Below are 23625 nucleotides of genomic sequence, written 5' to 3'. Positions count from 1 at the left end.
CAAAAAGTGAAGTTCTTGCTTCACGTTAATAGGGGATAAGTAAGGGAATTGCAGACTTGATAATTAGATTAAAGGGGCTTGATCAAGTTGAAACTATATACTTTAGGTGCTGTAGGAATCGTTATGTTAATGTTTATATGTGTATTATTTGGAATGCAGCAAGCAAATAGCGGAATTCATAAAATGAAGGGATACGAAGATCAGGGGTTACAAAGTGCCGTATCCGTTAAAAATGAGGATGGAAATGTAGAAGCTTCCATTCTTGGACAAAATGTCACAAGCCATGATTTGAATCAAAAGAAACAGCAATTAGAAGAAATGAGAGCATTTAATTTATTGTCCAGTATCGGTAAAGGGGTAGCAGATACGGTTTCTTCCTTGGCAGAAAAAGGCGTGAGTCTAGTTGAAGATATAATTGAAGAAAAAGAAAAATAGAAGACTGTTTAGTAATTCATTTTACTTTTCGTTGAATCTTATTCTTCACACTGCTATAATCAAAAATAGTGTACATGCGCGATTATTGTAGGAGTGAACTAAATGAACAGAGAAGAAATGCTTAAAAGACAATCAAAAATTAGGAATTTTTCTATTATTGCACATATAGATCATGGTAAATCAACGTTAGCTGATAGAATTTTAGAAAGAACAAATGCACTCACTGCACGTGAGATGAAAGATCAGCTATTAGATTCTATGGATTTAGAAAGAGAACGAGGAATTACAATTAAACTAAACTCAGTCCAGTTAAAGTATAAAGCGAAGGATGGAGAAATTTATACCCTTCATCTAATTGACACACCAGGTCACGTGGATTTTACATATGAAGTATCACGTAGTTTGGCTGCGTGTGAAGGAGCTGTACTAGTAGTTGATGCTGCACAAGGAATTGAAGCACAAACATTAGCCAATGTTTATTTAGCTATTGACAATGATTTGGAAATTGTTCCTGTTATTAATAAAATCGACCTTCCAAGTGCAGATCCTGAAAGAGTTAGAAATGAAATTGAAGAGGTAATTGGGCTGGATGCTTCTGAGGCTGTACTAGCTTCTGCTAAAGCTGGGATAGGAATTGAAGAAATACTTGAACAAGTAGTAGAGAAAGTCCCTGCTCCAGAGGGAGATCCTGAAGCACCATTAAAAGCACTTATTTTTGACAGCTTATATGATGCATATCGTGGGGTTGTGACGTATATCCGTGTTGTTGATGGAACGGTAAAACCTGGTGACAAAATTAAAATGATGGCAACAGGCAAAGAATTTGAAGTTATTGAGGTGGGAGTATTTACACCGAAAGCTACTCCAACAGATCACTTATCTGTTGGAGATGTAGGTTTCTTAACAGCGGCAATTAAAAATGTTGGTGATACTCGCGTTGGGGACACTATTACAAATGCAAAGAATGGTGCAACAGAAGCATTACCTGGATACCGTAAGCTAAATCCAATGGTTTATTGTGGTCTATATCCAATAGATAGTGCAAAATTCAATGATTTGCGCGAAGCGTTGGAAAAATTAGAACTGAATGACTCCGCGTTGCAATTTGAGCCGGAAACATCACAAGCATTAGGTTTTGGTTTCCGTTGTGGTTTCCTTGGTCTTCTTCATATGGAGATTATTCAAGAGCGGATTGAACGTGAATTTAAAATTGACTTGATCACTACTGCTCCAAGTGTTATTTACGATGTTATTTTGACAGATGGATCAGAAATCAAGGTAGATAATCCATCTGCAATGCCAGATCCTCAAAAAATCGACCGAATTGAGGAACCATATGTTAAGGCGACGATGATGGCTCCAAATGAATATGTCGGTGCAATTATGGAATTGTGTCAACAAAAAAGAGGCGTATTCATCGATATGCAATATATGGATGAAACTCGCGTCAAAATTACGTATGAAATTCCATTATCTGAAATCGTTTATGATTTCTTTGATCAATTGAAATCAAACACAAGAGGATATGCATCATTTGATTATGAGCTGATTGGATATAAAACTTCTACACTTGTAAAAATGGATATTTTATTGAATGCAGAACAAGTAGATGCACTTAGTTTTATTGTGCATAAGGATTTTGCTTACGAAAGAGGAAAAGTAATTGTTGAGAAATTGAAAGAGCTTATTCCTCGTCAGCAGTTTGAAGTGCCAATTCAAGCTGCAATTGGTCAAAAGATTGTTGCTCGCTCTACCATCAAAGCGATGCGTAAAAACGTATTGGCTAAATGTTATGGCGGAGACATTTCTCGTAAGCGTAAATTGCTTGAAAAGCAAAAAGAAGGGAAAAAACGAATGAAGCAAGTTGGATCCGTTGAAGTACCACAAGAAGCATTTATGGCTGTATTGCGTATGGATGATAGCAATCCCAAAAAATAAATGTGTTTAATGAGATAAGAGAGCATGAGATGAGTATAATGCATGAAACTTGCTAATCACATCATTGACTGCTATAAGTAAAGGGGGTAGGTGCTAAATTAGCATCAACCTCTTTTCTTATTTTACCATTGAAACAGGAGCGTAAATAACCTGTTAGCAATAGAGTTGACTAATTTAAAGGTTGTGAAAAATTGATACAAGCAGCATATATCCATATTCCATTTTGTGAGCATATTTGTCACTACTGTGATTTTAATAAAGTATTTTTAAAAGGACAGCCGGTAGATGAATACTTAGATTCGTTGGAGATAGAAATAAAGTTAACCATTGAAAAATATGGGAAGCAGCAGCTTTCTACCATTTTTGTTGGGGGAGGAACACCAACAAGCTTATCTGCTTCGCAATTAGAAAGACTATGTGGAATCATTAATACAGAACTTCAGCATCATCCTGGGATAGAATATACCTTTGAAGCGAATCCAGGTGATTTAACAGAAGATAAATTAAAAGCACTTTATGAAGGTGGAGTCAATCGTCTAAGCTTCGGTGTTCAATCCTTTAATAATGAACTATTACAAAGGATTGGTAGAACACATAAGGCGGAAGATGTGTTTTCGTCGATTGAATCAGCGAAAAAGATTGGTTTTAACAATATAAGTGTGGACTTAATTTATAGTTTGCCAGGACAAACATTGGAAGATTTTCAAGAGACATTAAAGACGGCATTTACATTAGATATCCAGCATTATTCAGGCTATTCTCTCATTATAGAGCCGAAGACAGTTTTTTATAACTTGATGAGAAAGGGGAAACTACCTACACCTGGTGAAGATGTGGAAGCAAGCATGTATGGGGTATTATTGGAAGAAATGGGGCGCCATGGATTTCAGCAATATGAGATCAGTAATTTTGCAAAGCCTGGATTTGAAAGTAGACATAATTTAACCTATTGGAATAATGAAGAATATTTTGGGTTCGGTGCTGGCTCCCATGGCTACGTCACAGGGAACCGCTACTCTAATCATGGCCCTTTAAAAAAATACATGCAGCCATTAGAACAAGGTGAGTTGCCGATTTTGCAGGAACATAAGGTTACAGAAATAGAACAAATGGAAGAGGAATTATTCCTTGGATTAAGAAAAAATAAAGGGGTGAATTTATCATTATTTGAAGAAAAATATAAAAAAAATCTCTTACAGCTTTTTAATAAAGAAATAAAGGGGTTAGTAAGTAGAGAGCTTATCGAAATACAAAGTGATTATTTGAAGTTAACCGAAAAGGGTAGATTTTTGGGGAATGAAGTGTTTCAATCCTTTATTGGTGTCCTTGAATAGCTTTGGCAAAGGAGCCTATATAATTTAGGCTTTTTTCTAAAGGGTGTCATATTTTAATTTGGGAATTTTATGAAATGCTAAACAGGCAGAATACACATAGGCTTTAAAGGGAAAAGCGAAAAGGGGAGCACCCATTAGATGCCGGAGCATGCCTATGACTAGCCAAAATGATAGCAAAGTGAATTTCAGCTTGGCTGCTTAATAAATAACTAACATTATGTAACAGTCTTCAAAAGAAACGGAGTGTCAATATTGGTAAGAAGTATACGTGAAGGGAAAAATTTCTTGCAGAAATAAGGAGCAAATTATTGACACAGACCCTTTGTTTTTGCTACTTTATATATAGATTTAGCACTCGCTTGTAAAGAGTGCTAACAGAGGTGATTAATGTGTTAACTGATCGTCAATTATTAATATTACAGGTGATTATTGATGATTTTATTTCAACAGCACAACCAGTAGGTTCTAGGAGTTTATCGAAGAAAGAAAATATCACGTTTAGCTCCGCCACCATTCGTAATGAAATGGCAGATTTAGAGGAATCTGGGTTTATAGAAAAAACACACTCTTCTTCTGGTCGAGTTCCTTCAGAAAAGGGTTATCGTTTTTATGTTGATCATCTTTTATCACCACAGAAATTAAAGCGTTCAGAAATATCGAGAATTAACTCACTGTTTGCAGAGAAAATATATGAATTAGAAAATATTGTGCAAAAATCTGCTAAAATATTGTCTGATTTAACAAATTATACTACTATTGTCCTTGGGCCTGCCGTAAAGGAAAATAAATTGAAAAAGATTCAAATAGTCCCTTTAAATAACCACACGGCAATTGCAATTATAGTGACAGACTCAGGGCATGTCGAAAACAGAATGTTCCATTTGCCTGATTCCGTTCATGCAGAGGAAATCGAGAAGTTGGTTAATATCTTGAATGAACGATTAACGGGGGTCCCGATTGATAAGCTTCATAACAAGATCTATAAAGAAGTTGCTTCTTTATTGAAACAACATATTAGCAATTATGAGTATTTTATCAATTCACTTTCCGAAACGGTGAAAATTGAAACGCATGAAAAATTATTTTTTGGCGGAAAAACAAATATTTTGAGTCAACCTGAGTTTCATGATATTACAAAAATAAGAAACTTGTTGAATATGATTGAAAAAGAAGATGGTATTCCAGAACTCATTCGCAATAATTCTTCTGATATAAGCATTAAAATTGGAAGAGAAAATAATAATATCGCAATGGAAAACTGTAGTATTATCTCTGCTTCTTATAGTATTGGCAGTGAGCAAATTGGGTCAATCGCTATTCTTGGACCAACAAGAATGGAATATTCAAGGGTCATAAGCCTATTAAATATTTTATCGAATGACCTTACAAAAGTACTCACTAATTTGTATCAAAAATAACTTCTGTGGAATATTTAAAAGTGTAGAAAAATGAATTTAAATAAGTGCCATAAAGGATTGGTGGCTTTCATTTAAATGATTCCTTTAAGGGAGGTGAACAAGTTGGCAGAAGAAAAAACAACGAATAGTGCTGAGATGGAACAACAAGCAGCGCAAGAAGATATCAATGTAGAAGAAACAGTTGAAGCAGTATTTGAAGAGGCAGAAGCAACTCCTTCCAATGAGGGAAATGCAGTTGAAGAAGAATTGAAGGAAGCTAATGAAAAAATTGCTGCGTTAGAAGCGAAATTAGAAGAAGAATCTAATCGCTATCTTCGCCTGCAGGCTGATTTTGATAATTCACGTCGCAGATCAAGGCTTGATATGGAAGCGGCTCAAACATATAGAGCACAAAGTCTTGTATTAGACTTATTACCAAGCATCGATAATTTGGAAAGAGCATTAAAAATTGAGGCAGTAGATGAACAAACACAAAGTTTATACACTGGTGTAGAAATGGTTTATCGTGGAATGCTTGAGGCTCTTAAAAAAGAGGGTGTAGAAGCTATCGAAGCGGTTGGAACAGAATTTGATCCACATCTTCATCAAGCAGTTATGCAAGAGGAAGTAGAAGGAACGGAATCTAATATCGTGGTAGAAGAGTTTCAAAAAGGGTATAAGCTAAAAGATAGAGTGATTAGACCTGCAATGGTTAAAGTAAGTCAATAAGCGTTACATACTAAAAAATAGGAGGGAAATTTCCATGAGTAAAATTATTGGAATTGATTTAGGTACAACAAACTCTTGTGTTGCTGTACTTGAAGGTGGAGAACCAAAAGTTATCCCAAATCCAGAGGGTAACAGAACATCTCCATCTGTTGTAGCATTCAAAAATGGAGAACGTCAAGTAGGGGAAGTTGCAAAACGTCAATCTATCACAAACCCAAATACTATTATGTCTATTAAACGTCATATGGGTACTGATTATAAAGTAGAAGTAGAAGGCAAAAACTATTCTCCACAAGAAGTTTCTGCTATTATTCTTCAATACTTAAAAGGGTATGCAGAAGAGTATCTTGGAGAAAAAGTTACAAAAGCTGTTATTACTGTGCCTGCTTACTTTAATGATGCAGAACGTCAAGCAACTAAAGATGCTGGTAAAATTGCTGGTTTAGAAGTGGAACGTATTATAAACGAACCAACAGCTGCTGCATTAGCTTATGGTCTTGATAAAACAGACGAAGATCAAACAATTTTAGTTTATGACCTTGGTGGAGGTACTTTCGACGTATCTATCCTAGAACTTGGTGACGGTGTATTTGAAGTAAAATCTACTGCTGGTGACAACCGTCTAGGTGGGGATGACTTTGACCAAGTTATTATCGATTATTTAGTTGAACAATTCAAAAAAGAAAATGGCATTGATTTAAGCAAAGATAAAATGGCTTTACAACGTCTAAAAGACGCAGCAGAGAAAGCGAAAAAAGATCTTTCTGGTGTAGCTTCTACACAAATCTCTTTACCATTTATCACAGCTGGAGAAGCTGGACCACTTCATTTAGAAGTAACGTTATCTCGTGCTAAATTTGAAGAGATTTCTGCAAACTTAGTAGAGCGTACAATGGGACCAACTCGTCAAGCACTTAAAGATGCTAATCTTAGCGCTTCCGAAATCGACAAAGTTATCTTAGTAGGTGGATCAACTCGTATCCCTGCTGTTCAAGAAGCAATCAAAAAGGAAATCGGTCAAGAACCTCATAAAGGCGTAAACCCTGATGAAGTAGTTGCAATGGGTGCAGCTATCCAAGGTGGCGTAATTACAGGTGATGTAAAAGACGTTGTACTTCTAGACGTAACACCACTTTCATTAGGTATCGAAACAATGGGTGGAGTATTTACGAAGTTAATCGATCGTAATACAACAATTCCTACATCTAAATCTCAAGTATTCTCAACTGCTGCTGATAGTCAAACAGCTGTTGATATTCATGTGCTTCAAGGGGAGCGTCCAATGGCTGCAGATAATAAAACATTAGGCCGTTTCCAATTAGCTGATATTCCACCAGCACCACGTGGAATTCCGCAAATCGAAGTATCATTTGATATCGATAAAAATGGTATTGTAAATGTTCGTGCGAAGGATCTTGGCACAAACAAAGAACAAACTATTACAATTAAATCTTCTACAGGCTTATCAGATGAAGAAATCGACAAAATGGTAAGAGAAGCAGAAGAGAATGCAGAAGCAGATAAAAAGCGTAAAGAAGAAGTAGAACTACGCAATGAAGCAGATCAATTAGTTTTCACTACTGAAAAAACGCTTAAAGATTTAGAAGGTAAAGTGGACGAAAGCGAAGTTGCGAAAGCAAACGAAGCGAAAGACGCTTTAAAAGCAGCTATTGAGAAAAACGAATTAGAAGAAATTCGTGCGAAAAAAGATGCTCTTCAAGAAATCGTTCAAAACCTTTCGATGAAATTGTATGAAGAGGCTGCGCAAGCAGCGCAAGCAGCACAAGGCGCAGACGGCGGAGCATCTGGTAAAGATGACAACGTAGTAGATGCAGAGTTTGAAGAAGTAAAAGACGATAAATAATTGTATAAAAGCAATATATTGTTAGTGAAAAGTCAAAGTCAGGTTATCTTGACTTTGACTTTTCTTTTAGTAAGGCAAATTTTTTTGTGTTTTTAATCGATAGTTAAGAAAGATAGGAATAAACTATTGTACTTTGGAAAAGCAAAATGATACAATAGCATCTATGTGAAAAGAATCGGGGAGTGGTAATCAATTATGGATAAACGAGATTACTATGAAGTCCTAGGAGTCAGTAAAGGGGCTTCTAAGGATGAAATAAAAAAGGCATATCGAAAGCTTTCAAAAAAGTATCATCCAGATATTAATAAGGATGCAGATGCAGATGAAAAGTTTAAAGAAGTAAAAGAAGCATATGAAGTACTGAGTGATGATCAAAAAAGAGCTCATTATGATCAGTTTGGTCATACAGATCCTAATCAAGGCTTCGGTGGAGGCGGAGACTTCGGCGGCTTTGGTGGTTTCGAAGATATTTTCAGCACTTTCTTTGGTGGTGGAGGTTCAAGAAGAAGAGATCCAAATGCACCGCGTCAAGGCGCTGATTTACAGTATACGATGACTCTATCGTTTGAAGAAGCAGCGTTTGGCAAAGAAACCGAAATTGAAATACCGAGAGAAGAAAATTGTGAAACATGTAATGGGACAGGTGCAAAGCCTGGTACAAAGCCAGTTACATGTAAACACTGTAGCGGTACAGGACAATTGAATGTCGAGCAGAATACACCATTCGGTCGAATTGTGAATCGAAGAACATGTAATTACTGTAATGGAACTGGTAAAGAGATTAAGCACAAATGTTCAACTTGTGGTGGAACAGGGAAAGTGAAAAAACGCCGCAAAATCAGTGTTAAAATTCCAGCAGGTATTGATGACGGTCAACAATTAAGAGTATCTGGCCAAGGGGAACCTGGCATAAACGGTGGACCAGCAGGAGATTTATATGTTGTGTTCCATATAAGAAGACATGAATTTTTCGAGCGTGACGGCGAGGATGTATATTGTGAAATGCCAATCACTTTTGTTCAAGCTGCACTTGGGGATGAAGTGGAAGTACCAACCATTCATGGAAAAGTAAAGCTAAAAGTACCTGCAGGGACACAAACTGGAACGAAATTCCGACTTAAAGGCAAAGGGATTCCGAACGTTCGTGGATATGGTCAAGGTGACCAGCATGTAATCGTGCGCCTAATTACGCCAACAAAGTTATCTGAGAAGCAAAAGCAACTATTGCAAGAATTTGCTGAAGTAACTGGAGTTTCCCCTCAAGGAGAAGAAGAAGAGAGCTTTTTCTCTAAAGTAAAAAAAGCATTTAAAGGGGAATAATCAAAGCTACATTTGTAAAATGTTTTTATGGTAAAAAAGATTTAAGAAATACGGAGCAGACTAAAATACATGGAGAAACTCCAGGGATTAGTGAGACAGGAGAACACCAGTTTATAAAGCCTGAGGATACTAAAAGTTTTGCCTTATGGAAAGTAAAGTGTATTTAAGTCTGCTGGTTAAATAGTAAAAGTATTACTAAAACAGCCATAATCAAAAAGGAGTTGGTAGAAATGAAATGGTCAGAAATCACGATTCATACGACAAATGAAGCGATTGAACCTATTTCAAATATTTTGCATGAAGCAGGTGCTAGTGGGGTAGTTATTGAAGATCCCTTTGAATTAATAAAGGAAAGAGAAGACCAATTCGGCGAAATCTACCAACTTAATCCTGATGATTATCCAGAAGAAGGTGTATTAGTTAAAGCGTATTTACCAATTAATAGCTTTCTTGGAGAAACCGTGGAAGCTATTAAAGAAAATATTAATAATCTAGTACTATTTAATATTGATATTGGTTTAAATAAAGTTTCCATTATGGAAGTGAATGAAGAAGAATGGGCTACTGCATGGAAAAAATATTATCATCCGGTCAAAATATCTGAGAAATTTACAATTGTACCAACATGGGAGAACTATACGCCTGTCCATACGGATGAATTAATTATTGAATTAGATCCAGGGATGGCTTTCGGTACAGGAACACATCCAACAACTGTATTATGTATCCAAGCTTTGGAAAGAATAGTTAAAAAAGAGGATATGGTTATTGATGTTGGTACAGGTTCTGGTGTATTGAGCATTGCAGCAGCAATGTTAGGAGCTAAATCTGTACTTGCCTTAGATTTGGATGAGGTTGCGGTACGTTCTGCAAAGCTTAATATTAAATTGAACAAGGTTCATGAAACAACAACAGTCCGTCAAAATAATTTATTGAGTGGTGTAAATGAACAGGCAGACGTGATTGTGGCTAATATTTTGGCAGAAGTTATTGTGCGATTTACAGATGATGTATATCGATTGCTAAATAAAGATGGTTACTTTATTGCTTCTGGGATTATTCTACAGAAGAAAGAAGAAGTAAAGGATGCTATTATTGCATCGGGCCTAGAAATAATTGAAACAGTTCAAATGGAAGATTGGGTAAGTATTACTGCCCAAAAAAGAACAAATGAGTAGCACTATCTATCTTTTAACGGTTTAAAGCTGTAGGAGTAAGCGTATATACTATTGAAAAAGGGAAGTTTCGTCTTGCGATTCTTCCTTATCTATTGGTTAAAGGAAAGTAGGTATTCGATTGCAGCGTTATTTTGCTAAAAATGAAGAAGATATATTTTTTATCCAAGAAGACGATTATCATCATATTGTTCGTGTGATGCGGATGGATATCGGGGATGAGATCTACTGTGTAAATAACAATCAGCAGGTAGCACGGTGTACAATAGCAAATATTTCCGAAAACGAAGTCACAGCAAAAGTGGTACAATGGTTAGAAGGAGAAATAGAGCTTCCTGTTTCTGTTTCCATCGTGAGCGGAATGCCAAAAGGGGATAAGCTAGAATGGATTATTCAAAAAGGAACAGAATTAGGTGCTTATAAGTTTATCCCTTTTATAGCAGCTCGCTCCGTCGTTAAATGGGATGAAAAAAAAGGTGGGAAGAAGCTTGTTCGCTGGAATAAAATTGCGAAAGAAGCAGCTGAACAATCCCATCGAACGATGATACCAGAAGTTAGTACCCCGATTAATATAAAAGAATTAATCAAACTTTCAGAAGGCTATGACATAAAGTTAGTAGCATATGAGGAAGAAGCAAAACATGGCGAATCGTCTATGTTAGCGAAAAACTTACAGTCGATGACAAAGGGACAATCTATTATGGCGGTATTTGGGCCAGAAGGTGGTCTAAATGAGTCAGAGGTAATGTTATTAAAAGAGCATGGTTTTGTACCATGCGGACTTGGTCCAAGAATACTAAGAACAGAGACTGCACCTTTATATTTATTGTCTGCTGTATCTTATCATTTTGAATTGATGGAGTGATTAAAAATGCCAACAGTTGCTTTTCACACATTAGGATGTAAAGTAAACCATTATGAAACGGAAGCGATCTGGCAGTTGTTTAAACAACAGGGCTATGAACGTGTAGAATTTGAAAATATGTCTGATGTATATGTTATTAACACATGTACAGTTACAAATACAGGCGATAAGAAGAGTCGACAAGTTATTCGTCGTGCCGTGCGAAAAAACCCTGATGCCGTTATTTGTGTCACAGGGTGCTATGCACAAACTTCTCCAGCAGAAATAATGGCTATCCCTGGAGTCGACATTGTGGTCGGTACACAGGACCGTGTGAAAATGCTTGAATACATTGCACAGTATAAACAAGAAAGACAGCCGATTAATGCAGTTGGAAATATTATGAAAAATCGTGTTTATGAAGAATTGGATGTACCTTCGTTTACAGATAGAACGAGAGCTTCTTTAAAAATTCAAGAAGGCTGTAATAATTTTTGTACATTCTGTATTATTCCATGGGCAAGAGGATTAATGCGTTCTAGAGACCCTGAAGAAGTTATTAAACAAGCACAACAATTAGTTGATGCTGGCTATAAAGAAATTGTCTTAACTGGAATTCATACAGGTGGGTATGGATCAGATATGAAGGATTATAACCTAGCAAACTTGCTTCGCGACTTGGAAGCTCAAGTAAAGGGCTTGAAGCGTCTTCGTATTTCTTCTATCGAAGCTAGTCAAATAACAGATGAAGTAATCGAAGTATTGGATAAATCAACAATAATTGTAAACCATCTTCATATCCCTATTCAATCTGGCTCTGACACTGTTCTAAAGAGAATGAGAAGAAAATATACAATGGAATTCTTTGCTGAAAGAATCACAAGGCTAAAAGAAGCACTACCAGGATTAGCAATCACCTCTGATGTTATTGTTGGTTTCCCAGGTGAGACGGAAGAAGAGTTTATGGAAACATATAATTTTATAAAAAACCATAAATTTTCTGAGCTACATGTGTTCCCATATTCGAAGAGAACAGGAACTCCTGCCGCGCGAATGGACAACCAGATTGACGAAGAAGTCAAGAATGAACGCGTACATCGTTTGATTTCTCTTTCTGATCAGCTTGCAAAAGAATATGCGTCTAACTATGAAGGGGAAGTAGTAGAAGTTATTCCAGAGGAAGTCTACAAAGAGGATGGCAATGGAAAGCTATATGTTGGATATACAGATAACTATCTAAAAGTTGTTTTCCCTGCTACAGAAGAAATGATTGGAAAAATTGTTAAAGTAAAAATTACAAAGGCTGGTTATCCTGTGAATGAAGGACAATTTGTCCGTGTTTTAGAGGAACTAGAAGATCAAGCTGCAATTGTTTCTTAAGTTATCGAATTAAACATTTATCCCTTATTAATATTTTGATTTTACGTAAGTTGTTCAAGCTCTTAGTACTAATTAGTCCGAAGAGCTTGACCATAAATTTTATAAAGTACATATATCAAAGGAGAATCATAATGAACATTGCTAAAATGATTGATCACACTTTATTGAAAGCAGATGCAACGAAAGAACAAATTGTTACACTTTGTGAGGAAGCTAAGGAGTATACGTTTGCTTCCGTATGTGTTAATCCAACTTGGGTGAAAACTGCAAGTGAATTGCTTAATGGATCAGAAGTTAAGGTATGTACAGTGATCGGTTTCCCTTTAGGTGCAACTACTTCTGCTACGAAAGCATTTGAAACAGAAGATGCAATAAAAAATGGTGCTACAGAAGTAGATATGGTTATTAATATTGGGGCATTAAAGGATAAAAATTATGATTTAGTAAAAGAAGACATAAAAGCTGTAGTTGATGCTGCAAAAGGCAAAGCATTAACAAAAGTTATTATTGAAACAAGTTTGTTAACAAATGAAGAAAAAGAGATTGCTTGTAAATTAGCAGTAGAAGCAGGAACAGATTTTGTAAAAACATCTACTGGTTTCTCTACAGGTGGAGCAACAGTGGAAGACATTGCATTAATGAGGAAAACGGTCGGACCAACTATAGGTGTGAAAGCTTCTGGAGGGGTACGCAGCAGCGAAGATACGGAGAAAATGATTACTGCAGGAGCAACTAGAATTGGAGCAAGCTCTGGTGTTGCAATTGTAAATGGCTTAACGAGTACTAGTGACTATTAATATTACTTTTAAAAAATCCTTAGAGAATGCGATTTTTCGTTTTCTCTAAGGATTTTTTTTATTGCTTCATCCTCTTTCTTACAAAGTAAGTATCATTAATAACTTTCCATATAAATTTTCCGATAATTACTAGGGGTTGTGTTCATGATTTTTTCGAAATTACGATTAAAGCTACGAATGTTTCGGTATCCTACCATATCGGCAATTTCCGTAATCTTGCTATCCGTTGTTTTTAATAATTGTGAGGCTAAGGTTACTCGATGACCATTTAAAAAATCCACAAATGGCACTTTCAGTATTTTTGTGAAAAATCTTGAAAGATAGGAATAATCATAACCGAATTTTTGAGATAAATCCTTTAATGATAGTTCCTCAGTAAAATGATTTTGGATATAGCTCAATAAATCATGTAATAAATAATCATCTCTTCTTGTTTCCTCTTTAAAAGATGTTTGATTTAACAATTCGGCGCAAATCAAATAAAGTACTCCTTTTTTGGCGATCATCGTGCTTTTCTTATTAATTAAGATATCTTTTATCATTTCAGTTATAGAGGGCTGTAACTGGAATATTGGATGGATTAAGTCTTTGTTTTTACTAAGTTGATAAAATTGATTGACCAATTCAGGAGAAAAGACATAAATCCATGAATGGTTTTTCTGATTGCTTTGAAAACTATGTATTTGATTCGAAAGAATGAGAGCGTTTTCTCCAGCGTGAAGAGTATATGTTTTATTTTGTATATTAAGCTCCAGTGTCCCTTCATCGACCATTACCAGCTCCATACTGCGGTGGAAATGCGGAAGATTAGTAGGATTGAATGCTGAAATACGATCAAAATCTCCATTTTGTCCAAAATAATTTGATTGATAGTATAACATTCAATATACTCCTTTCAAGTCAAATTTTGTCCATAATTATACAATTTAAGTACTAGTTACGTCAAACAGTGATGACTAAAATTAATCTGTGATAAGAAATGGAAATTCTCCTTTTCTTATTATTTACAAGTTGTATCAAAAGAGATTGCTTGTAAGGGTTAAGCAAGACAATAAAATGGCAAATGTTTTTTGGTTGTTTTGTAATAATGGCTAATTCACAACAGAAAGGGTGACTAATGACAGGGAAGAAAAAGCGGTTACAAAACAACTGATTAGACCAACGCCTAAAAGATAGGAGCGATGAAAAGGTGAGTGCGAATTTAGACTTTTTATATACCCCTATATTTATTTTAAGAGATATTATTGATTTTACGTAGTGTTTTTTATTTTATAAGTATATTTATATACAAGAAGAAATATCTTTTTTGAAGTAAAACAAATTAAAAAAGAAAGAGTGTAGATTCCTATTGAATAATTATCAATGGATTTGGAGTTATGTAAAGAAGAACAAGAAAAGAATAATTAGTGCAACATTGATTTTATTAGCAAATTCCTTTTTTGTAGTGATTATTCCTATTTTAAGTGGAAGATTGATTGATGAAGTCATTGAGAATAATCGAGTCCAGCTCCTAGTTCCAATCCTGTTAGCAATGATAGGAGCAACACTTATCAGAACCGTTACACGTTATATATACCAAATGTTATATGAACGTGTTGGTCAAGACGCTCAATTTGTTATTAGGCAAGATATGTATAAGAAATTGCAAGAACTTGATTTTGACTTTTTCAATCATAACAGAGTAGGAGATATTATGGCGAGAATGACAGGCGATATGGACGCCATCCGCCATTTTGTATCATGGGTTACCTACAATATTGCTGAATGCGTAATTTGGTTTACAGTGGCAATTATTGTAATGATGAATATCGATTGGAAATTAACTTTAGCACTTGTGGCAGTCACGCCAATAATTTTTATCTTTACACAAAAAATGTCCAGATCAGCACATCCTGTATTTTTAGAAATTCGAGAAAGTTTTTCAAGACTTAACTCGATGGTAGAAGAAAATATAAGTGGAAACCGAGTTGTTAAAGCGTTTTCTCGAGAAGAATACGAAATTGAAAAGTTTAATCATTTTAATAACGATTATCGGAAACGAAATCTGGATTCTGCGAATGTTTCGAAAAAGTATTTACCATGGCTAGATGGATTTGCAGGCTTATTAGCTGTAATTACCTTGTTACTAGGCGGTTTATTTGTAATTCAAGGGAGTATGTCGATTGGTGATTTAGTTGCCTTTAACGGCTTTATGTGGCTATTAAATATGCCAATGCGCATGAGCGGCTGGCTGATAAACGATGTACAGCGTTTTAACGCCTCTTGTGTAAAAATAAGAAACTTACTAAATACCGAACCGCAAATCATCGTAGAAGAAAGAAAGCAAGGAAAGAAAATCTCTGGATATGTAACATTTAAAAATGTTTCCTTTTCGTTTTCTGATGATCCAGAAACGCTGATTTTAAAAAATGTGTCCTTTACTGTACGACCTGGTCAAACGGTGGGAATATTAGGGGAAACAGGTTCAGGTAAATCTACATTAGTTAACTTAATTGCAAGATTCTATGATCCGACAGATGGAGAAGTATTAATTGATCATGTAAATGCAAAAGAATGGCCAGTGCGGAAGCTTCGTGATCAGATATCTATGGTTATGCAAGATATCTTCTTGTTTTCAAATACAATTGAAGAAAATATTTCATTTGGAAATCCATATTTGAATATGGAACAGGTTCAGCGCGTTGCCGCTATAGCTGATGCTCATAATTTTATTGCCAGAATGCCTGAGGGCTACAATACCATTGTTGGAGAGCGTGGTGTTGGATTATCAGGTGGACAAAAGCAAAGGATTTCTTTAGCCAGAGCATTAGCAAAGGATCCATCCATCTTGATTTTAGATGATACAACATCCGCGGTAGACATGGAAACAGAAAGTAAAATACAAAAGGAATTAAATCAGTTAACTCAAAATAAAACAACATTCATAATTGCACACCGTATTTCCTCTGTTAGAGATGCAGATTTCATATTAGTACTCGACAAAGGAGAAGTAAAAGAACAGGGAACACATCCGGAGCTTGTTGCGAAAAAAGGGATGTACTATGATGTTTACAAAAGGCAGTTAGGATTAGTAGAGCAGGAAGAAGGGGGAGCAACCATTGGCCCGCAATAAATTTAATGTAGATGAAGAATTAGAAACCGAATTTAACTGGAGCCATTACAAAAGAATCGGTGCTTATATTAAACCGTATAAAAAGGCATTGTTTATTACATTGCTAATCATCCTAACTGCCAATGTGGCAGGGATGCTTGGTCCGTTTTTTACGAAAATAGCCATTGATGAAATAATACCAGAAAAAAATATTCCCCTATTAATTGGGATTAGTATTTTGTTTTTGTTATCCCTTGTCGTAATTGGAATCTGTATGCGCTATCGTATTCAATGGATTACAAAAATTGGTCAAAATATTTTAAAGGATATGCGCTTAGATATATTTCAGCATTTACAGAAGCTTCCTTTTTCCTATTTTGATAATCGTCCACATGGGAAAATCTTAATAAGGGTAGTAAACTACATCAATACTTTGAGTGATTTATTGAGCAATGGATTAATTAATCTTATTTCTGACATTATCAGTGTCATCATTACTTTAATTTTTATGTTGGCAATTGACGCAAAATTAACATTATATAGTTTAGCGCTACTACCTATTTTAGGGATATTAGTATGGGTTATTAAAAATATGCAAAGGAAAGCGTATCAAGTGTTAAGTAATAAGCAATCCAATCTTAATGCATATATTCATGAAAGTATTTCAGGGATAAAAATTACCCAATCATTTGCAAGGGAAGATGAGAATTTTGAGATTTTTGATGAAGTGAGTAACGAAACTCGAACTTCTTGGATGAAAGCTGTTACAGTCCAGTTTTTATTATGGCCAGGAGTGCAAAATATTTCTGTCTTAACGACAAGTTTAATTTACTTCGTAGGTATTCGTCAGATTGGAGTAGATGTTAGTACAGGGACGCTTGTTGCGTTTATAGGATATGTTAATAATTTCTGGAATCCTGTCATAAATATGGGGAACTTCTATAATGCACTTATTACGGCAACTGCCTATTTGGAGCGGATTTTTGAAACACTGGATGTGGAACCAGATATTAAAGATAATCCTAATGCGATACAAATGCCAACCATCAAAGGAAACGTAACATTTGACCGTGTCTCCTTCCGCTATGAGGAAGGGAAAAACATCCTTAACGATGTCAGTTTCCATATAAATACTGGAGAAAGTATTGCTTTGGTAGGCCCAACTGGTGCAGGAAAGTCAACCATCATCAATTTACTTAGTAGGTTTTATGATGTCAATGAAGGAAGCGTTAAAATAGATGGTATTGATGTGCGAGATGTAACGCTAAAATCACTACGTTCCCAAATGGGGGTAATGCTTCAAGATACATTTGTATTTTCAGGAACAATCCTAGATAATATTCGCTATGGGAAACTGGATGCGACAGAGGAAGAAATAATCGCAGCAGCTAAAATTGTCAGAGCCCATGACTTTATTAAAGATTTAAAGGACGGATATCATACAGTTGTCGAAGAGCGAGGCAGTACGTTATCTGCAGGACAAAGACAATTAATATCCTTTGCACGGGCACTCTTAGCGAATCCTAAAATACTAATTTTAGATGAAGCTACTAGTAGTATTGATACAAAAACAGAGGAGCTCCTTCAAGAAGGGATAACCGAATTGTTAAGGGGGCGGACTTCTTTTATCATTGCCCATCGCCTGTCGACCATTAAAAATAGTAGTCAAATATTCTATGTAGATGGTGGAAGAATTGTGGAAAAAGGTACACATGACGAGTTAATGGCCAAAAAAGGACTATACTATCATTTATATCAATCACAATATGATTTATTAAAGGTTATGTAAAAAAAACTGCAGACAAACAATGTTTCACTTGTTTGTCTGCAGTCTTTTTATCTCATATTAAGGGTGTAAGCAACTCTTTAGCTGTGTATTCGCACAATAAATTTGCCAAAACGTTCAGCAAAGGGAAGCACTAGCAGGGAAGAGAGGACATTAAATAAAAGGCTTGCATGGGCAAGCTGAACATCGATATCAGTAGTCATATTTTTAACAATAGCTGCTAATTGATCGATGAAAGGATAGAACAGAATAACTCCTCCGATATTTAGCCAAATATGGGCATATGCACAAAGCTTCGCGCTTTTTTCTGTACCTATCGAAGCTAAATAAGATGTAATGCATGTTCCGATATTAGAGCCTAGCATAATTGCTATAGCAATTTCTACAGGCAGCAATCCTACTTCTAAAAAACCCATAATAATTCCAATGGTAGCAGTGCTTGATTGAATTAATGCGGTAATAATGATTCCGACTAGAAGCGCTACGATAGGTCGATCTGCTAGTTGAAGGAAAAAAGCATGCAAGGAGGTCTGGTGTTCAATCATTCCAGCAAAATATTTAAATCCTCTCATTGTTGTAAAGACAATAGAAATACCAAATAAAATGAAGCCAATACTTCTTAATTGGTATTTATTAATAATCATAAATAGAACGCCGATGATAGCAAGCGGGAGTATATAATCATTAATGTCGAAAGTAATGAATTCAGTTGTAAAGGTAGTGCCAATATTCGTTCCTAAAATAATGCCGATGGATTGGGGAAAGGTTAAAACCCTTGCGGAAATCAGTCCAATTGTTAAGACCATTACTGCAGCACTGCTTTGAAGAAGTGCTGTAATTAAAATTGAAATAATTAATCCCTTCCAAGGCTTATCTGTTAATTTTGAAAGTAAACCTTTCAGCGATTGGGAAGATAAATTAAATAAACCTGTCCGTAAAAGGGTCATCCCATAAATAAATAAAAGGATAAGTACGATAAATAGTAAAAGATAAATCATTATATGCTTCCTCCTCTATAAAAACTATATGAAGTAATAGAGGAGGACATGTCTTTTGTCATCAAATAAATAATAGTAGAATTAGTAGTTTTTCACGGTGTTTAAAATAAGAAAGTGAGGGAAAAATGAAAGAGCGAGGAAGGATTGGAGGAGGAAGAGTGCTGATTTTTATATAAAAAACCCCTTTTTTTACGTTTTTTTTAAAACAATTTGTCTAACTAGGTCAAATACGGTTGACCTTGTTACTTTGATATATTATAATGTCAAGGTACATGGAAACCATGTTGATGTTAGTGTGTTGTGTTCGGAGGGAGGGAAAGAGAATGTCTAAAACCGTCGTTCGTAAAAACGAATCGCTTGAAGATGCTCTTCGTCGCTTCAAACGTTCAGTATCAAAAACTGGTACTTTGCAGGAAGCTAGAAAGCGCGAATTCTACGAGAAACCTAGTGTGAAACGTAAGAAAAAATCAGAAGCAGCAAGAAAACGTAAGTTCTAAGAGAGGGTGTAGCAAAATTGAGTCTTCTCGAACGTTTAAACAATGATATGAAGCAAGCGATGAAAAACAAAGAAAAAGATAAACTAGTTGTAATTCGAATGATTAAGGCTGCCATTCAGAATGAGAGCATTAAGCTTGGTAGAGATCTTTCTGAAGAAGACGAGTTATCTGTCCTTTCTCGCGAAGTAAAACAACGCAAAGACTCCCTCCATGAGTTTGAAAAAGCAGGTCGTGAAGATCTTGTTGACAAAGTACGTGCGGAGTTAAAACATGTTGAAATATATATGCCTGAACAACTTTCGGAAGAGGAGTTAGCAGAAATTGTGAAACAAGCAATCACAGAATCTGGTGCTACTTCAAAGAAAGAAATGGGAAAAGTGATGGCTGCTTTAATGCCTAAGGTTAAAGGAAAAGCAGATGGTTCACTAGTAAATAAACTTGTACAACAACACCTTTCATAAATAAGTTTATGTTTTAAAGGCTGCGGATATTGTCTGCGGCCTTTTTACATACATGTATTGAAAGGGGTTTCTTGATGTGTTTAGCCATTTTAATAGATGGGCTGTTTTATCCTGTACTCTAAAAACATATGAGGAGGATAGCCTCTTAAAAAATTAAAATAAAATGAAACTTTTTTAAAAGTAAACCGTATACATAGGCATAGCATGTAAATACTTTAGAATTTGGAAAGGAGGGAGAATTTGAGAAGACATAAGAAACGATTGTTGCTTCCTCTTCTATTTATCTTTTTTCTATCGATTATACCTAGTATTATCTATGCGAATAATGATGAAATCGTTTATGTTGTGCCGATAAAAAACACTGTAGAAAAGGGGTTGAGTGAGTTTGTAGATCGAGCAATTACAGAAGCTGAAGAAAATCAGGCTAGTGCAATTATTTTTGATATGAATACACCTGGTGGCGATGTTTCTGCTGCGATTGAAATAGGAAAAAGAATTTCTGAAACTGATCTTAAAACGGTCACCTATATTAATCAAGATGCTATTTCAGCAGGCTCCTATATTGCGTTAAATACCGATGAGATCTATATGGTGGAGGGAAGCAGGATAGGATCATCTGGAGTGATTGATGGACAAGGAAATGCAGCAGATGAAAAAGCTCAATCTTACTGGATATCTGCAATGAAGGGTGCAGCAGAGAAGACAGGAAGAGATCCAATGTATGCAATGGCGATGGCTGATAAATCTATATCCATCCCAGGAATCAAGGAAGCAGGAACATTTTTAACCTTAACTTCAACAGAAGCAGAAGAGGTGAACTATTCAAATGGTACAGTCCATAGTTTAGATGACGTGCTTGATGAACTTGGTTTACAGAATGCGAAGGTAGAAAGGGTAGATGAAAGCTTTGCAGATAAAGTTGCAAGGTTTGTGACAAATCCTATTATTATTCCTATTTTATTGTCGATTGGCAGTCTAGGCTTAATAATTGAATTATATTCACCTGGATTTGGGTTGCCAGGGATTGCGGGATTATCTGCTTTGTTATTGTTTTTCTATGGTCACCTAGTTGCAGGGCTTGCTGGATATGAAAGTCTCATTCTCTTTGTAATAGGAATTCTCTTGATTATACTAGAATTCTTTATACTTGGAGGAATAGCTGGGGCGATAGGGATTGTTGCTGTGATTGCAAGTATGTTTCTTGCAAGTGGAGATATTGCGGTGATTGGAATAAGCCTTTTAATCGCAATGGGAGTTTCTGTTATTGCATCTATCTTATTAGTAAAGGTGTTTGGTAGAAAAATGAAATTCTTTAGAAAAATAATATTAACCGATTCAACTAACACAGAAAGTGGATATGTTTCCAATCAAAATCGGAACGATTTAGTCGGAAAAACAGGCATAACGCTAACTGCACTACGTCCTGCAGGTGTAGTCGTTGTGGATGACGAAAGAATTGATGTAGTGAGTGAAGGTAATTTTATTGATAAAGAAAAGAAAGTGAAAGTAGTAAAAGCAGAAGGCTCGAGAATTGTTGTTAGGGAAATACTAACAATAGATATACAGAAGGAGGATGAGTAATGTTAGTAGGAGGATTTGAAATTTTTTGGATTATCGTAGTTGTATTGGCAATTATTTTATTAGGGGTACTATTAACCTTTGTACCAGTTATGCTATGGATCTCGGCTTTAGCAGCAGGCGTAAGAATTAGCATTTTCACGTTAATTGGAATGAGATTAAGAAGAGTAATACCAAGCCGTGTAGTAAATCCGCTAATTAAAGCACATAAAGCTGGGTTAAATGTAACAATTAATCAATTAGAAAGTCATTATCTTGCAGGTGGTAATGTCGATAGGGTTGTTAATGCTTTAATCGCTGCTCACCGTGCGAATATTGAGCTTACATTTGAAAGATGTGCAGCTATTGACTTAGCAGGGCGTGATGTTTTAGAAGCAGTTCAAATGAGTGTTAATCCTAAAGTAATTGAAACGCCTTTTATCGCTGGTGTAGCGATGGATGGTATCGAAGTTAAAGCGAAAGCAAGAATTACAGTGCGTGCAAATATTGAAAGACTAGTAGGGGGAGCTGGTGAAGAAACAATTGTAGCCAGAGTAGGGGAAGGAATTGTTTCTACAATCGGTTCTTCTGACAATCATAAAAAAGTGTTAGAAAATCCAGATATGATTTCTCAAACGGTTTTATCAAAGGGCTTGGATGCTGGAACTGCTTTTGAAATTCTGTCGATTGATATTGCGGATGTTGATATCGGCAAAAATATTGGCGCAGAATTGCAAACAGAGCAAGCGGAAGCAGATAAGAAAATTGCACAAGCAAAAGCAGAAGAGCGCAGAGCGATGGCGGTTGCCCAGGAACAAGAGATGAAAGCAAAAGTACAAGAAATGCGCGCAAAAGTTGTGGAAGCAGAAGCAGAAGTTCCGATGGCTATGTCTGATGCATTACGCTCTGGAAATATTGGCGTAATGGATTATATGAATTTGCAAAACATTACTGCTGATACGGAAATGAGAGGCTCTATTGGCAAATTGACAGATGATCAAAAAAATAAAGACGATAATGAGTAAACTATAGAAAGGGAGGGAACTATGATTTGGAAATCCTTCCAATAATTATTGGGCTTGTAGCTTTTCTTTTCTCTTCTATATTTGACAGTAGTAAAAAACAACAGGGACCAAAGCAAAAGAGAGCGCCAGCACCTAAGCCTGTAAAGCCTGAGGTGAAGAGAGTATCACCGGTTATGACAGTCCCTGAAAAGCCAAAAAAAGTGGAAAAGAAGACAGAAAAGCCGCTTTCTGAGCTAGAAAGGCTCCAAAGGGAAAATGCAAGTTTACAAAAGAAAATTAAAATGATGGAACAGCAAAGAAACAGAGGAGCTCAAGTGCCCATCCCTAATAAGGAAGATAACGCTGATTCGGACGGATTCTTTACTAAGGATAATATTATCCAAGCGGTAGTGTTTTCTGAAGTGTTAGCGTCTCCTAGAGCAAGGAATCCGCATAGAGCATCTATACAGCGCAAAGTAAAGAATTTAGAATAAAAACGAAAAAGAGTTATTATCGAGCATTATTTCTCCAGTGGAGAATAAACTGCTTGGTGATAACTCTTTTTTTGTTAGTGAACAGAATGTAGAAGAAAAACTCCTTAGAAAGCGTGCTATAAGAGTTTTTCTTAGCATAATGTAAAACTCCCTGAATATGATGATAGTAAGTGTAAGAAAGTGTACCGTCTATCTAGAGAATCTCATAAAAGAGAGGAAAGGGGGTTCTTTTTTTATGGCTAAAAAGTGGGGACACAACTTGCGGAACTGGATGATCAAAAACTTAGAACTTCCTCAAGATGTCATGATGGACTTACCTAGAATCACAATGATTGGACAAATACATATTTATGTAGAGAACCACCGTGGATTAATCACCTTTTCAGATAAAGAACTGCGATTGCTTTTAAAACAAGGGCAACTTCTCGTTAAAGGAAAAGGATTCGTTATTAAAACGATTTTGCCAGAAGAAATATTATTAGAAGGGAAAATAGATCAAGTTTTATACATAAATGAGTGATTCG

Annotated in this window: 21 protein-coding genes; 19 read left to right on the top strand and 2 right to left on the bottom strand. The window is 35.8% G+C overall.

Annotated features, from left to right (window positions below):
* The first annotated feature begins 87 nt into the window (after nt 1–87).
* The 11 genes from RTL21_RS03260 to deoC all read left to right on the top strand — a co-directional run bounded on the left by RTL21_RS03260 (nt 88) and on the right by deoC (nt 13213).
* Nucleotides 88–435: a YqxA family protein gene (locus tag RTL21_RS03260; protein ID WP_312093276.1), complete on the top strand. Its 348-nt coding sequence runs from the start codon at nt 88–90 to the stop codon at nt 433–435.
* A 102-nt stretch (nt 436–537) separates the two neighbouring features.
* Complete coding sequence (lepA, locus tag RTL21_RS03255; RefSeq protein ID WP_312093274.1) at nt 538–2373, top strand: translation elongation factor 4; 1836 nt, start codon at nt 538–540, stop codon at nt 2371–2373.
* A 191-nt stretch (nt 2374–2564) separates the two neighbouring features.
* Nucleotides 2565–3707: a radical SAM family heme chaperone HemW gene (gene hemW / locus RTL21_RS03250; RefSeq protein WP_312093272.1), complete on the top strand. Its 1143-nt coding sequence runs from the start codon at nt 2565–2567 to the stop codon at nt 3705–3707.
* Nucleotides 3708–4096: 389 nt separating this feature from the next.
* Entirely contained in the window at nt 4097–5125 is a 1029-nt protein-coding gene (hrcA, locus tag RTL21_RS03245; protein ID WP_312093270.1) for a heat-inducible transcriptional repressor HrcA, read from the top strand.
* A 102-nt stretch (nt 5126–5227) separates the two neighbouring features.
* Nucleotides 5228–5833, top strand: coding sequence for a nucleotide exchange factor GrpE (grpE, locus tag RTL21_RS03240; protein ID WP_312093268.1), 606 nt, complete (start codon nt 5228–5230; stop codon nt 5831–5833).
* A gap of 34 nt (nt 5834–5867) precedes the next feature.
* Nucleotides 5868–7697, top strand: a complete 1830-nt coding sequence (gene dnaK, locus RTL21_RS03235) for a molecular chaperone DnaK (protein ID WP_312093266.1) — start codon at nt 5868–5870, stop codon at nt 7695–7697.
* Nucleotides 7698–7892: 195 nt separating this feature from the next.
* Nucleotides 7893–9017 carry a molecular chaperone DnaJ gene (gene dnaJ, locus RTL21_RS03230; protein WP_312093264.1) on the top strand — a complete coding sequence of 375 codons (1125 nt, stop codon included), beginning with the start codon at nt 7893–7895 and terminating at the stop codon, nt 9015–9017.
* A gap of 230 nt (nt 9018–9247) precedes the next feature.
* A complete protein-coding gene (gene prmA / locus RTL21_RS03225; RefSeq protein ID WP_312093262.1) occupies nt 9248–10195 on the top strand; it encodes a 50S ribosomal protein L11 methyltransferase in 948 nt (315 codons plus the stop codon).
* Between the two features lie 118 nt (nt 10196–10313).
* Complete coding sequence (locus RTL21_RS03220) at nt 10314–11057, top strand: 16S rRNA (uracil(1498)-N(3))-methyltransferase (protein ID WP_312093260.1); 744 nt, start codon at nt 10314–10316, stop codon at nt 11055–11057.
* Between the two features lie 6 nt (nt 11058–11063).
* Entirely contained in the window at nt 11064–12416 is a 1353-nt protein-coding gene (gene mtaB / locus RTL21_RS03215; protein WP_312093258.1) for a tRNA (N(6)-L-threonylcarbamoyladenosine(37)-C(2))-methylthiotransferase MtaB, read from the top strand.
* Between the two features lie 131 nt (nt 12417–12547).
* Nucleotides 12548–13213 carry a deoxyribose-phosphate aldolase gene (gene deoC, locus RTL21_RS03210; protein ID WP_312093256.1) on the top strand — a complete coding sequence of 222 codons (666 nt, stop codon included), beginning with the start codon at nt 12548–12550 and terminating at the stop codon, nt 13211–13213.
* 95 nt (nt 13214–13308) lie between these two features.
* Here deoC and RTL21_RS03205 read toward each other — a convergent pair whose 3' ends face one another.
* On the bottom strand, nt 13309–14094 hold the full coding sequence (locus RTL21_RS03205) for a helix-turn-helix domain-containing protein (protein WP_312093254.1): 786 nt from the start codon (nt 14092–14094) through the stop codon (nt 13309–13311).
* A gap of 467 nt (nt 14095–14561) precedes the next feature.
* Here RTL21_RS03205 and RTL21_RS03200 point away from each other — a divergent pair, with 467 nt between their 5' ends.
* Together RTL21_RS03200 and RTL21_RS03195 are read left to right on the top strand one after the other, a co-directional pair.
* On the top strand, nt 14562–16325 hold the full coding sequence (locus tag RTL21_RS03200) for an ABC transporter ATP-binding protein (RefSeq protein ID WP_312093252.1): 1764 nt from the start codon (nt 14562–14564) through the stop codon (nt 16323–16325).
* A complete protein-coding gene (locus tag RTL21_RS03195) occupies nt 16312–18093 on the top strand; it encodes an ABC transporter ATP-binding protein (RefSeq protein ID WP_312093251.1) in 1782 nt (593 codons plus the stop codon). The genes RTL21_RS03200 and RTL21_RS03195 overlap by 14 nt, the downstream gene beginning before the upstream one ends.
* A 77-nt stretch (nt 18094–18170) precedes the next feature.
* Here RTL21_RS03195 and RTL21_RS03190 read toward each other — a convergent pair whose 3' ends face one another.
* Nucleotides 18171–19088 carry a Na/Pi symporter gene (locus RTL21_RS03190; RefSeq protein WP_312093250.1) on the bottom strand — a complete coding sequence of 306 codons (918 nt, stop codon included), beginning with the start codon at nt 19086–19088 and terminating at the stop codon, nt 18171–18173.
* 323 nt (nt 19089–19411) lie between these two features.
* On the opposite strand from RTL21_RS03190, the gene rpsU reads away from it, so the two are divergent.
* The 6 genes from rpsU (at nt 19412) to yqfC (ending at nt 23621) form a co-directional block, all read left to right on the top strand.
* Nucleotides 19412–19585: a 30S ribosomal protein S21 gene (gene rpsU / locus RTL21_RS03185; RefSeq protein ID WP_003152957.1), complete on the top strand. Its 174-nt coding sequence runs from the start codon at nt 19412–19414 to the stop codon at nt 19583–19585.
* 17 nt (nt 19586–19602) lie between these two features.
* Nucleotides 19603–20046 carry a GatB/YqeY domain-containing protein gene (locus RTL21_RS03180; RefSeq protein ID WP_312093248.1) on the top strand — a complete coding sequence of 148 codons (444 nt, stop codon included), beginning with the start codon at nt 19603–19605 and terminating at the stop codon, nt 20044–20046.
* Nucleotides 20047–20286: 240 nt separating this feature from the next.
* Entirely contained in the window at nt 20287–21627 is a 1341-nt protein-coding gene (locus tag RTL21_RS03175; protein ID WP_312093246.1) for an NfeD family protein, read from the top strand.
* Nucleotides 21627–22628, top strand: coding sequence for a flotillin-like protein FloA (floA, locus tag RTL21_RS03170; protein ID WP_312093244.1), 1002 nt, complete (start codon nt 21627–21629; stop codon nt 22626–22628). The genes RTL21_RS03175 and floA overlap by 1 nt, the downstream gene beginning before the upstream one ends.
* A 26-nt stretch (nt 22629–22654) precedes the next feature.
* Nucleotides 22655–23101 (top strand): hypothetical protein, encoded by a 447-nt coding sequence (locus RTL21_RS03165; RefSeq protein ID WP_312093242.1) that lies wholly within the window; start codon nt 22655–22657, stop codon nt 23099–23101.
* Nucleotides 23102–23336: 235 nt separating this feature from the next.
* Nucleotides 23337–23621 (top strand): sporulation protein YqfC, encoded by a 285-nt coding sequence (gene yqfC, locus RTL21_RS03160; RefSeq protein WP_312093240.1) that lies wholly within the window; start codon nt 23337–23339, stop codon nt 23619–23621.
* The last annotated feature ends 4 nt before the right edge of the window (nt 23622–23625 follow it).

It is taken from the genome of Niallia sp. (assembly GCF_031978665.1).
Classification (GTDB): domain Bacteria; phylum Bacillota; class Bacilli; order Bacillales; family Cytobacillaceae; genus Niallia.
This window is presented reverse-complemented; position numbering and strand designations above follow the sequence as displayed.